General features: G+C 71.8%; 11 protein-coding genes. 4 read left to right on the top strand and 7 right to left on the bottom strand.

The window, feature by feature from the left end; translation table 11 throughout:
• Positions 1–12 precede the first annotated feature (12 nt).
• From ABT324_RS12670 to solA, 6 genes are all read right to left on the bottom strand, one after another.
• Entirely contained in the window at positions 13–636 is a 624-nt protein-coding gene (locus ABT324_RS12670) for a helix-turn-helix domain-containing protein (RefSeq protein ID WP_351175592.1), read from the bottom strand.
• Positions 637–818: 182 nt separating this feature from the next.
• A complete protein-coding gene (locus ABT324_RS12675; protein WP_351175614.1) occupies positions 819–1,220 on the bottom strand; it encodes an alpha/beta hydrolase domain-containing protein in 402 nt (133 codons plus the stop codon).
• 93 nt (positions 1,221–1,313) lie between these two features.
• Positions 1,314–2,552 carry an MFS transporter gene (locus tag ABT324_RS12680; RefSeq protein WP_351175594.1) on the bottom strand — a complete coding sequence of 413 codons (1,239 nt, stop codon included), beginning with the start codon at positions 2,550–2,552 and terminating at the stop codon, positions 1,314–1,316.
• 25 nt (positions 2,553–2,577) lie between these two features.
• Positions 2,578–4,230: a hydantoinase B/oxoprolinase family protein gene (locus tag ABT324_RS12685; protein WP_351175596.1), complete on the bottom strand. Its 1,653-nt coding sequence runs from the start codon at positions 4,228–4,230 to the stop codon at positions 2,578–2,580.
• Complete coding sequence (locus tag ABT324_RS12690) at positions 4,230–6,290, bottom strand: hydantoinase/oxoprolinase family protein (RefSeq protein ID WP_351175598.1); 2,061 nt, start codon at positions 6,288–6,290, stop codon at positions 4,230–4,232. The genes ABT324_RS12685 and ABT324_RS12690 overlap by 1 nt, the downstream gene beginning before the upstream one ends.
• Before the next feature lie 101 nt (positions 6,291–6,391).
• Positions 6,392–7,534: an N-methyl-L-tryptophan oxidase gene (solA, locus tag ABT324_RS12695; protein ID WP_351175600.1), complete on the bottom strand. Its 1,143-nt coding sequence runs from the start codon at positions 7,532–7,534 to the stop codon at positions 6,392–6,394.
• 84 nt (positions 7,535–7,618) lie between these two features.
• On the opposite strand from solA, the gene ABT324_RS12700 reads away from it, so the two are divergent.
• The 4 genes from ABT324_RS12700 to ABT324_RS12715 all read left to right on the top strand — a co-directional run bounded on the left by ABT324_RS12700 (position 7,619) and on the right by ABT324_RS12715 (position 11,213).
• Positions 7,619–8,509 (top strand): MurR/RpiR family transcriptional regulator, encoded by an 891-nt coding sequence (locus ABT324_RS12700; protein ID WP_351175602.1) that lies wholly within the window; start codon positions 7,619–7,621, stop codon positions 8,507–8,509.
• Positions 8,510–8,629: 120 nt separating this feature from the next.
• Positions 8,630–8,989, top strand: a complete 360-nt coding sequence (locus ABT324_RS12705; RefSeq protein WP_351175604.1) for a BlaI/MecI/CopY family transcriptional regulator — start codon at positions 8,630–8,632, stop codon at positions 8,987–8,989.
• Complete coding sequence (locus ABT324_RS12710; protein ID WP_351175606.1) at positions 8,986–9,948, top strand: M56 family metallopeptidase; 963 nt, start codon at positions 8,986–8,988, stop codon at positions 9,946–9,948. Before ABT324_RS12705 ends, ABT324_RS12710 begins: the two co-directional genes overlap by 4 nt.
• Before the next feature lie 644 nt (positions 9,949–10,592).
• Positions 10,593–11,213 (top strand): methyltransferase family protein, encoded by a 621-nt coding sequence (locus ABT324_RS12715; protein WP_351175608.1) that lies wholly within the window; start codon positions 10,593–10,595, stop codon positions 11,211–11,213.
• A gap of 40 nt (positions 11,214–11,253) precedes the next feature.
• On the opposite strand, the gene ABT324_RS12720 is transcribed toward ABT324_RS12715, so the two are convergent.
• Positions 11,254–11,910: a M23 family metallopeptidase gene (locus ABT324_RS12720; RefSeq protein WP_351175616.1), complete on the bottom strand. Its 657-nt coding sequence runs from the start codon at positions 11,908–11,910 to the stop codon at positions 11,254–11,256.
• Positions 11,911–12,181: the final 271 nt, after the last annotated feature.

Here is a 12,181-nt window from a genome sequence, read left to right on the forward strand (position 1 = left end):
GAGGTGGAACGGTCAGCGCGTCGTGCCGTCAGGTCGCCGCAGCAGCGGGCGGTCGACCGCCCAGAGCACCTCGGCGATGTCGGTGCCGCGGTTGTGGATGGCGTGCGGGACCCTGGACTTGAAGTGGATCGAGTCGCCCGCGGCGAGCACCGCGGTCTCCTCCGGCAGCAGGAAGGTCAGCTCGCCGCGCAGCACGTAGCAGAACTCCTCGCCGTCGTGCTGGGTGACCGGCGACGGCTCGGTCGTCGGGTGCACCGCGGTGACCAGTGCTTCGATGCGCTGGTCAGGCAGGTCCGCGGTCAGCACCCGGTGCTCCCGCTCGCCCATCACCACGCGCGTGGCGTCCGGGTCGTCGTGCCGGGAGACCGAGTACTCGCGCCGATCCCGCCGCCCGGCCGCGCCCAGCAGCTCGACCGCGTCCACGTCCAGCGCACCGGCCAGCGCGAACAGCGAGGTCAGCGAAATGGAATTGATGCCGCGCTCGGCCAGCGAGAGAAAACCTGGCGACAGGCCGCAGCGGTCCGCCAGCTCCCGCAGCGTCAGGCCGCGTTCGGTGCGGATCCGCTTGATCTCGGCCCCCACCACCCGGCTCACGCCGTCGGCGACCGGCTCGGCTGGGCCAGCACTGTCCACCACGCCCTGCCCCTTCCGTTCGAGTAGGGGTATTCAGTCACACCAAACACGGGCAGTCAATACTGAACACGTGGACCACGAAGCCTGGTAATCTACTGTGGACAGTCATGCCGAGCAGGAAGCGGAGCCTCCACCCCGGCTCACCGGGCGTGGAGCTCCGCTGCCTGGGGTGGGCGGAACCGCGGTTACGGGATCGGCAGCGGGTTCGGCGTCCCGACGCGCGACGCTTCCGCCTCGCGGACCGCCTCCGCTGCGTCCCGCTGGAGGACGAAGCCCTCCCGGAGGTTGCGGTTCGCCACCGCGCGCCCCATTCGCACGTACGCGTCGTGGGTCGGGTACTTCGACGCGAGCTCCTCGGCGGTGGAGGGCTGGTGCGACCAGTACAACCGGCACAGCTCCGGCCCGGAGTTCTCCTCGGTGTTGGTCGCGGCCGGCGCGTCGACCTCGGCCAGCCCGATGCCGCCGAACGCGAGCCCGTCCTCGTCGCGCGGGATCACCACCCGCCCGGACCGGACGTCCGCCGGGATCGGTTCCGCGGTCGGCGGCGGCACGTCGTGGCGGCCCCAGTTCACGAGGTGGTGGTACAGCGCAGCGTCCGGGAATCAGCCTGCTCGGGCAGGGACCCCTTCATCGAGTTCTCCACGTGTTGTGGTTGGTGATCTGTTGAGCGACGTGGGGGCCTACTCGTCGAGCACTCGGCCCCTGGTCTCGGGCAGCAGCCAGATGAGCAGGACGGTCAGCGCCGTGCACACCAGCAAGATCGCGATGATCGCGCTGCCCAGCCCGACCGCGTCCGATGCCCACCCGATCAGGGCCGGGCTGAACGCCGCGACCCCGCGGCCCACGTTGTAGGTGATGCCCGCCCCGGTCCCGCGCACCCGCGCCGGGAACAGCTCGGTGAACAGCGCACCCTTGCCCGAGGCCTGCGCCGAGATGAAGAACCCGACCACGGCGGCGAGCAGCAGGTCGTACCAGAGCGCCGCAACGGGAACGGCCATGAACAGCACGCCGAACACGGCGGTGCCCAGGTAGAAGAGCGTGAACGCCCAGCGGCGGCCGATCCGGTCGTGCACGTGGCCTCCGAGCACGTAGCCGAGCCAGTTTCCGACGATCATGAACCAGATGTAGAGCGCCGTGCTGCTCACGCTCAGGCCGCGTTCTTCCTTCAGGTACAGCGGGATCCAGGTCTGCAACGCGTAGGTGCTGGCCAACCCGGTGGCGCCGAAGAGGGTGCCCAGCACGGTGTGCTTGCGCAGCCCAGGGGCGAAGAGCTCGGCGAACGCGCCCTTCTGCCGTGGTCCGCGCGGCACCCGCTTGGTCGGGATGTCCCGCAGGCCGCGGCGGATCAGCAGGGCGACCACGGCGGGCAGGATGCCGACGGCGAACATCACCCGCCAGGCGACGGTCTCCGGCAGCCACGCGTGGCTGAGCACGTAGCTGAGGTTGGCCACCCCCCAACCCACCGCCCAGGCCGACTGGATCCAGGCCAGCGCCCGGCCCCGCCGCTCCGGTGCGGCGTACTCCGCCATCAGCGCCGCGCCCACCGGCCACTCGGCGCCGAAGAAGAACCCCTCGAGGGTGCGCCAGAGGAGCAGCTGCTCGAAGTCCTGCGCGGTCGCGGTCAGCCCGGTGAACAGGGCGTAGGCACTGATCACCAGCACCAGCACCTGAACCCGGCCGAACCGGTCGGCCAAGCGCCCGCCGACCACACCGCCCGCGGCCGAGGCGATGAGCGCGCTGGAGGTCGCCAGCCCGCCCTGGGTGGTGGTCAGGCCGAGCGCGGCGATGATGCCGCTGAGCGCCAGCGGGAACATCTGGTTGGTGAAGCCGTCCAGGCCCCAACCCGACCAGGTCGCCCAGGTGACCCGGCGGACCAGGGACCTGCCCGGGGGAGCGGGGGCAGTCGATGTCCTCGTCATTGCTGCACTCCAATCGGCGCCGGGCTCAGAACCCGTGGTGCTCGCGGGCTGCTCTTCCGGTGATGCGGCCATTGCGCAGGTCCTCGCGCACCTGCTCGGGCGAGCGCTGCGCGGGGTCGCCGAAGCCGCCGCTGCCCGGGCTCTCCACCCGGAGCACGTCGCCTTCGCGCAGCCGCACCCCGGAGATCCGGCCGCCCGGCAGTGCGCGTTCGTCGGCGCGGCCGGGGTTGATGACGAACCGGCCGGGCGTGCCGTCCTGCCCGCCGCGCAAGCCCCACGGGCGGGACGCCTGGCGGTCGGCGTGCGCGGAGAACTCGGCGTGTTCGCAGCGGATGCGCACGTCGCGGCGCACGCCGAGGCCGCCGCGGTGGGTGCCTGCGCCGCCGGAGTCGGGGATCAGCTCGTAGGTGTCGACCAGCAGCGGGTACTCCTGCTCCAACGCCTCGATGGGCAGGTTGGAGGAGTTGGTGATGTGCACCTGGATGGCGTCCATGCCGTCCTTGCTGGTCCGGGCACCGCCACCACCGGCCACCACCTCCGGGTAGACAAAGAACTCGCCGTCGTGCTCGCCGGAGAACGTCACGTACGTGACGGTGCTGTGGCTGGCTGCGGGGACGCGCTCCGGTACCGCCTCGGCCAGCGCGCCCAGCACGACGTCGGCGACCCGCTGGCAGGTGTCGGTGCGGGCGGTGACCGGCGCGGGCTCGACCGGGTTGACGATGCTGCCGCGCGGAGCGCGGATCTCCACGGCGTCGAAGAAGCCGCCGTTGGGCGGGATCCCCGGGTCCAGCACCGCCTTAAGGGCGTAGTAGGCGGTGGCTTCCAACGCCGGTCGCACCACGTTGATGCCGACCGGGCTCTGCGGCCCGGTGCCGTCGAAGTCCAGCGCCACCCGGTCTCCGGTGATGGTGATGGCCACCACGATCTCGGTGGCTGGTCCGTCGCTGGGGTCCATCAGGTCGCGGAACCGGTAGGTGCCGTCCGGCACCGCGAGCAGCGCCGCCGCCAGCCGCTTCCGGGAGTGCTCCAGCAGGTGCGCGGTCGCGGCGCGGACGGTCTCGCGGCCGTGGCGCTGGTGCACCTCGCGCAGCCTCCGCTCCCCCAGCTCCACCGAGGCGAGCTGGGCGAGCATGTCACCGCGCCGCTCGTGAGGCAGTCGCGAGTTCAGCTCGACGAACGCCAGCGGCGCCTGCTCCACCCCGGCGGCAGTGGCGAACCTGACCAGCGGGATCCGCAGCCCTTCCTGGAACAGGGAGTTCGAGTCACCAGCGTTGCTGCCCGGCACCCGGCCGCCGATGTCGGAGTGGTGCGCGATGTTGGCGCTGTAGCCGAGGAGCTCGTCGCCGTCGAAGACCGGCTTGACCATGGTGATGTCCGGCAGGTGGGTGCCGCCGCCGTGGTAGGGGTCGTTGGTGATGAACACGTCCCCGGGCCGCGCGGTCAGCTCGGAGGCCTCCAACGAGTCGATCAGACCGGTCATCGATCCCATGTGGATCGGCATGTTCTCGGCCTGGGCGACCAGCTTGCCGCGCTCGTCGAACAGCGCCGTGGAGCAGTCCGCGCGTTCCTTGATGTTGGTCGAGTAGCTGGCCCGGCGCAGCACCGCGCCCATCTCCTCCGCCACGGTCACCAGGGACGCGCCGATGACCTGCACGGTGATCGGGTCAGGAGTGCTCATCACTGCTCCAGTTCGATGATCAGGTTGCCGCAGCGGTCGACGCGCGCGGTGGACGACGGGGTGATGACCGTGGTGGTGTCGAGCTGTTCGACGATGGCCGGGCCGGGCAGCACGGTGCCCGCGCGCAGCCCCGACCGGTCGTAGACGGGGGTGTCGAGCTCGCCGGTCTCGTCGAAGTCCACCGCCCGGTGGCCGAGCAGCGCACCGGCGGGGTCGGTGCCCTCCTCGACCGCGGGCAGCTCCGGTTCGCCCACCACCGCTGCCGGGGTCAGCTGCACCTCCACGACCTGCACCCGGGCGTCGCGGTGGGCGAAGCCGTAGCTCCGGGTGTGCTGGTCGTGGAAGGCCTCGGTCAGCTCGGCGATCGCAGCGGCGTCGAACCGAGCCGTGTCGACCACCCGCGGCGGCAGCGGTACGGGGAGTTCGAAGTTCTGCCGGGCGTAGCGCATCCTGGCCACGCCGGTGATGGCGGTGTCCACACCGGACGGAGCTTCGGCGGCCAACCACTCCCGCGCGGCACCGCGCACCTCGTGCAGCGCTTCGTTGAGCTTGTCGAGATCGGCATCAGCAGCATCGGCCAGCACCGCCTTGGCGAACTCGGTGCGGATGTCGGTGACGAGCAGGCCGAGCGCGCACAGCGTTCCCGGGTTCGGCGGGATCAGCACGGTGCGCATCCCGACCTCGCGGGCGACCTCGACGGCGTGCAGCGGCCCCGCACCGCCGAAGGCCACCAGCGCGCAACTGCGCGGGTCCTCGCCGGCCTCCACCGAGACCTTGCGCACCGCACCGGCCATGTTGACCGCCGCGATCCGGCCGATGCCGCGTGCGGCCGCCGCCCGGTCCACCCCCATCGCGGTGGCCACGCCCTCCACCGCACGCGCCGCGGCTCCGTGGTCCACGGCCAGGGCGCCACCGAGGATGTGCTCCGGGTTCAACCGCCCGCGCAGGACGTTGGCGTCGGTGACGGTCGGTTCGACCCCGCCGCGCCCGTAGGCGGCGGGCCCGGGCTGTGATCCGGCGCTGCTGGGGCCGACCTCCAGCGCCCCACCGGGGTCCACCCGCGCGATGCTGCCGCCACCAGCACCGACGGTGTGGATGTCCAGCGACGGGGTGCGCACCGGGCGGTCGTTGATGCGGCGCTGCGCGGACACCAGCGCCCGGCCGCCGCGCACCAGGCACACGTCGGTGCTGGTCCCACCCATGTCGAAGGTGATCAGGTCGTCGAAGCCCGCCTGCGCGGCCACGTGCGACGCGGCGACCACCCCGGCCGACGGCCCGGACAGCAGCGTCGTGACCGGGTAGCGGCCGACCGAGGACAGCGACATCATGCCGCCGCTGGAACCGATCACCTTGGGTTCCACCGGCACGCCGGTGGCGCGGATCCGCTCCGCCAGCCGCGACATGTAGCGGTTGATGCGTGGTCCGACGTAGGCGTTGACCACCGTGGTGGAGAACCGCTCGAACTCGCGGAAGACCGGTGCGATCTCCGCCGAGGCGCACACGTAGGCCGAGGGCAGCGCCGCGCGCAACCGGTCCGCCACCTCCAGCTCGTGGTGGGCGTTGCGGTAGCTGTGCAGGAAGCACACCGCGACGGCCTCGGGTGCATCGGCGCGCAACCGCTCGACCAGCGCCGCGAGCTCGTCGGTGTCGAGCGGTTCGAGCACCTTGCCCTCGGCCGACATCCGCTCCACCACCGGGTGCACCTGGGATCGCGGCACCAGGGGCGGTGCCTTGTCGGCGTCCATGTCGTAGAGGTCGGGGCGCTGCTGGCGACCGATCTCCAGGACATCGCGCAGGCCCGCGGTGGTGACCAGCGCGGTGCGGGCGCCGTTGGACTCCAGCACGGTGTTGGTGGCCACCGTGGTGCCGTGGCCGAGGTAGCCGACGTCGGCGGCGTCGGCACCGGCCAGGCCCAGCACCGCTCGGACGCCGTCGGCCACGGCGACCGACTGGTCGTCGGTGGTGGACGGGAGCTTGTGGATGTGGAACTGGCCGGTGACCGTGTCCAGCGCGGTCACGTCGGTGAACGTGCCGCCGACGTCGATACCGATGCGCAGCATGGCATTCCCCAAGGGTCGGTGGAGCGAGCAGCACGAGCCGCCCGCGGTGCGGTGGTCCGGGATGGCGCTCGCGGCGCCGCGCTTCCCGGCGAGAGCTGTGGTCAGCGGAGGCGGGACAGCGACAGGTGGTCGATCGGCACGTCGGTGCTCCCGGTGCGGAGCAGTTCGGCGGCCGCCCTGGCGAACACCGGTGCCAGCTTGAAGCCGTGGCCGGAGAACCCGCCCATCACCAGCACGTTCGGCCGGTCCGGGTCGCGGCCGATGATGCCGTGGTTGTCCGCGGTGTAGCCCTCCATGAAGGTCCGCACCGCGGTGGGGCGCGCGGGCAGCCCACGCAGGCAGTCCGAGACCGCCGCGGCCACCCTGGCGACGTAGTCCGGTGCCACCACCGGGTCCAGCAGGTCCGGGTCGTCCACGACGGACTTGCGCACGTGCAGGTTGATCTTCACGCCGCCGCCGACGTCCGGGAAGAAGGAGAAGGTGTTCTCCCCTCCGCTGCGCCGGATGCCCACCGGGAAGTGCTCGGGACCCCAGTTCGCCACGGGTTCGAACCAGCACAGCACGGCGCGCCGGACCTCGACGTCGCGGGCGAGCTCCGGCACGCTGCGGGTGATCCACGGCCCGGTGCACACGACTGCCTGGTCGAACTCCTCGACCTGGACCTCGTCGCCGCGGCGGAAGCGCACGGTAACGCCGGTGCCGTTGTCGACGACCTCCTCCACGGTGGTGCCGGTGCGCAGCCGGGCCCCGGCCTCCTCCGCGAGCAGCGCGGTCTCGACGATCGCGCGTTGCGGGTGCAGCAGGCCGCCTTCGCGGTCGAGCAGCACGACGTCGTCGGGGAAGAGCCGGTGCTGCGGGAACCGGCGGGCGGTCTCCCGGTGGTCGAGCTGTTCGACGTCGAGCCCGCACTGCTCGGTCACGTCGAGCACGGTGCGCACGTCGGGGTCCTCGACCGACCCGATGGTCAGCGCGCCGCGCGGTTCGAGCAGCGGAACACCCGCACGTGCGCTGAGCTCCTGCCACGCCGAGCGCGCTTCGCGCAGCAGCGGGACGTAGTCACCACCTTCCTTGTAGGCGACGCGGAAGATGCGCGTCTCGCCACCGGCCGCGCCGCGCTCGTGGCCGATGTCGAACTGCTCGAAACCGGTCGCCGCGACGCCCTCGGCGGCGAGCCGGTGCAGCAGCTGGCTGCCCATCGTGCCCACGCCGATCACTGCGACGCTCGACTGCTGAACTGGTCTCATCACGGTCTCCGCAGGAGGTCGGTGGTGCTCGGCCCCAACAGCCCAGGAACGTAGCATTCACTTCATGGAGGCACAATGGACGACGTGAACACTTCGCACACTGAATCGTTGGGGCAGCGCATCCGGGACCGCGCGGGCAAGCTCGCCAGCGGCGAACGAGCGGTGGCCGACTACCTGCAACGCCACCCCGAGGAGGCGGCCATCTCCTCGGCCGCCAAGCTCGGCGACGTCACCGGCACCAGCGACGCGACCGTCATCCGCACGGCGCGCAAGCTCGGCTTCGACGGGCTCAACGACCTCAAGCGCAGCCTCGTCGACCACCTGGCCCGCCGCCGCGACCCCGCGCAGGTCCTCGACGACCGGGTGCAGCGGCTCCGCCCCGAGCACGGCGTGCTGCAACCGGTCATCGAAGCCGGGCTGGCCCTGCTCAACGAGGTGCCCGCGCTCATCGGCAGCGTCGACTGGTCCCGCGCCGTCGCGGCGCTCAACGAAGCCGAGCACATCTGGGCCTACGGCATCGGCCCCAGCGCCGCCCTCGCCGACCACCTGGCGCTGAGCCTGCGACGCGCGGGCAGGCCAGCCGATGCCTGGACCGCGACCGGGTTCCGCCTCGCCGACGAACTCCTGCGGCTGCAACCCGACCACGCGGTGGTCGTCATCGCGCCACTGCGGTTGTTCCGGGAGATCGGCATCGTCCTCGACCACGCGCACCGGATCGGCGCGCGCAGCGTGCTGCTGACCGAAGCCATCGACGAAGCGCGGGAAACCCGGGCCGACACCGTGCTGCCACTGCCCGACTCCACCGAGGGCGCGGCGAACGAGCTCATCGCACCGCTGACCGTCCTGCACGCGCTCGTCCTGGAGCTCACCGCGGCCGAACGCGCCTCGGCGGTCCAGCAGTACAAGCGGCTCAACGAGCTGCGCACCGAGATCGCCGGGACCAACCTGGACATCAGCCACCTGCCCGAGCTGTGAACGGCGGTGGGGGCCAGGTCGGCGGGACGGGCGGCGGTCGTCGCACCCCGGGCCGTCCCACGGCCCGCGATTCCCCGTCCGCGAACCCGGTATCCTCGGCCGCTGGGAACGGAAAATGGCATGCAGGGCCTGGGAGATCTCGAGAACGGTGTGATGGACGTGCTGTGGACGTCCGGTTCGCCGATGACCGTCCGTGAGGTCCTCGCGAAGCTCAACGAAACGCGCGATCTCGCCTACACGACGGTGATGACGGTGCTCGACAACCTCCACCGCAAGGGTTGGGTGGACCGCGAGCTGCAGAACCGCGCCTACCTGTACACGCCCGTGGAGAGCCGCGAGGAGGCGGCCGCGCGAGTGCTGCGCGAGCTGCTTGACTCCAGCGGCGACCCCGAGGCCGTCCTGCTCCACTTCGCGCAGTCCGCATCGGACGACGAGACGGCCGCCCTGCGGCGCGGGCTGCGTCGACGGCCCAAGCGATGATCCTCGCCGTCGCGCTCCTGCTCGGCGTGGCCGTCGTCGCCGGGTGCGCCCCAGCCGCGCTCCACCGAATGCTGCAGCGGCGGGCGGACCCGCAGCTCGTCCTGATGACATGGGGTGCGCTGGTCGCCACCACGTTCACCACCGTGACCGCCGCGCTGACGATCGTCGTGCTGCCCACCCACGGTTCGGCACCGCTGCTCGTGCAGCTGCTCCACCACTGCTGGACCGCGCTGCAGCACGGTTCCGCGCCCCCGGTGCACCTGGTCGCCGGTCTCCTGCTGCCCACCACGGTCGGGGTCCTGTCCGCCCGGGTGAGCACCAGGTTCCTGCGGCACACCCGGCACCAGCGCCGCGAGCACCGCCGCCACCTGGAACTGCTGCGCGTCGCCGCCCGTCAGGAGGCCGGCGCGTTCCCGATCATGTGGTTGCCGCACCCCGAGCCGATGGCCTACAGCGTGGCGGGTACCCCGAGCTTCGTGGTCGCCACCGACGGGGTGCGCCACCGCCTCGGCGCCGATGCCGCCGCGGTGCTGGAGCACGAGCGCGCGCACCTGCGCGGGCGCCATCACCTCCTGGTCGGGCTGGCCGAAGCGCTGTCCCGCTCGGCACCGTGGATCCCGCTGATGCGGCGCTCCCCAGACCTGGTGCGCACCGCAGTCGAGCTCGCCGCCGACCGCTCCGCCGCGCACCAGCACGGTCCAGGATCGGTGCGTTCGGCGCTGCTGCGGATGACCGGCGGGCGCACCGGTCCCCTGCCGTCCCACGCGCTGGGCATGGCCAACAGCGCCGTCGCGCTCCGCCTCCACCACCTCAACGGCCTCCGGACGGCACCAGGACGCACCCGGTGGGCACTGACCTCCGGCATGGTCGGCCTGACCGCGGCAACGCTCCCGACCCTCGCAGGCATCGCCCTGCTCCCAGTGCTGGCGATGGCCACCTGCTTCGCCTTCGGCTTCTGACCAGCCCAACTCGCCACGACTCCCGATCCTGCGCACAGCCACGCCACCAGTCCACTGAGGACATCGCGGTTCGGCTCAACACCGCGCCACGCTGGGAGAACGCTGAACGCCAGCCTGAACAGGCACCCCGCACAGGACGAGGCACCTCCCCGGCACCAATCAGCCCCTCGCCCTACGGTCCCGGCAACCTCCAGCCCGCTCAACCGGAAGCCCATCACCAACCAGTCCCCCGTCCTGCGATCCCGGCAATGGCCAGAGCCCCCGCTCCGCGGGGCGGGGCAGGACCGCTGACCCCATCTCTGAGCGCCGTCGGTGGCCTGGTGGATGCGATGCACATGGAAATCGCGCGAAGCCCCCACGCGCCGGACGACTCGACCCATCGTGGTCCGGCCGACCCTCCCCACCGTCGTGATCACCTCGCCCTCTCGTCGTGCATTCATGCGCATGTCACTATGTATTGTGCAGACGGCGGTGACACCTGAGGTCGACGGCGGCGCCCCCAGACCCCGGTCGTCCCGCCGACCGCCCAACACCTGGACGCCGGGAAGCACCAGCTCGAACCCGCGGCGCTGCCGACCTGAGCAGCGGAAAGCAGCCACCCAGCCCCCCAGCTCGGCTGACGGGAGAATCACGACAGGAGCAGCATGCCCACCACTGCCTTGATCCTCTACCTGCTGGCGCTCGCCGTGACCTTCGGTGTGCGGAGTTGGTTGCACGTGCGGCGCACTGGTGACAGCGGGTTCCGCCGCCCCGACGAGCCCGTCGGGTCGCCGGGGTGGTGGGGTGCGGTGCTGTTCATCGCAGCGCTCGTGCTGGGCCTGCTCGGTCCGGTGCTCGCCATCGCGGACGTGCTCGCGCCGTTGGCCGTCCTGGATGGACAGGTCGCCGGATGGCTCGGTCTGGTGTTAGCGCTCCTGAGCTTCCTCGGGGTTCTCGCCGCGCAGACGGGTATGGGTCCTTCCTGGCGGATAGGCGTGGACAGCACCGAGCGCACGAGCCTGGTCACGACTGGCTCCTTCGGCTTGGCGCGCAACCCGGTCTTCACCGCGATGATCGCCGCGTTCGCCGGGTTGTGCTTGATGGTCCCGAACTGGGTGCAGCTGCTCGGCCTCGCGTCCCTGGTCGCGGGGATCGAGATCCAGGTCCGCATGGTCGAGGAGCCGTACCTCGCCCGTGTCCACGGTGCCGACTACACCGCCTACGCGGCCCGCGTGGGCCGATTCCTCCCCGGGGTCGGCCGCGGCCGGGCGACCACGCGGCAGTAGTCGGCGAGTCAGGACTGGGCGCCGGTGTCCTGCAACCACTTCAGCGGGTGAGCTTGCGGCTGGCGGCGTCCCAGACCTCGAAGTGCAGGTGCGGTCCGGTCGACTGGCCGCGGTTGCCGACCTCGGCGACCACCTCACCTGCCTCGACGCGTTCACCCGCGGTCACCAGGGCGCGGTCGATGTGGCCGTACACGGTGGTCGTGCCGTGCGGGTGGCGCACCCGAACCCACAGCCCGAACCCGCTGGCCGGGCCCGCTTCGACCACCGTGCCCCGCTTGACCGCACGGATCGGGGTGCCGATCCGGTTGGCGACGTCCAGGCCGTAGTGCGTCTTCCCCCAGCGTGCACCGGTTTTCGAGGTGATCCGCCCCTGCACCGGCCACACGACGCGGTTGCGGAGCGCCTCGCGCTCCGCTTCCTCCCGCTTGCGCGCCGCTTCGGCTTCCGCAGCCGCGCGTTCCTCTTCGAGGCGCACGCTCTTGCTCAGCCCGGCCAGCTCGTCCTGCCCATCCGACGCCGACTGCGCGGGCAGCAGGGCGGGTCGCGCCGGTTGCTCCGGCGGCCCTTCGGTCACGGCGTGGGCGATCGAGACGATCGGTGTGATGCTGCCGAGCTCAGCCCCTTCGCCGGCGGCGTGCGCTTCGTGCGTCGTCACCACGCTCGCAGCGGCGATCGCACCGCCCACGACGCCCAGCATCGTCACGTACGCGCGGACCACTCCCGACGGCCGCGCGCCGGGCTGCCGCTGACCGAGGAGGGGTTCTCCGGGATCTTCCTGCAGGCGCCGCCGCGGGAACGGAGCCCCCTCCTGCCAGGTGGGATGCGGGGGTATCACCACTCGTCCGCCCGTGTCGCAGGTGCCGCCTTCCAGCTCCTCGTCGCACCGCTCTCGGCAACCCACCGCCCACGCGCGCCGGACGGGGTCGTGAGTGCGTAACAGTGTTATAACACTGTTACGCACTCACGAC

The sequence above is a fragment of the Saccharopolyspora sp. NPDC000359 genome, assembly GCF_040300525.1.
In the GTDB taxonomy this organism is placed as follows: domain Bacteria; phylum Actinomycetota; class Actinomycetes; order Mycobacteriales; family Pseudonocardiaceae; genus Saccharopolyspora.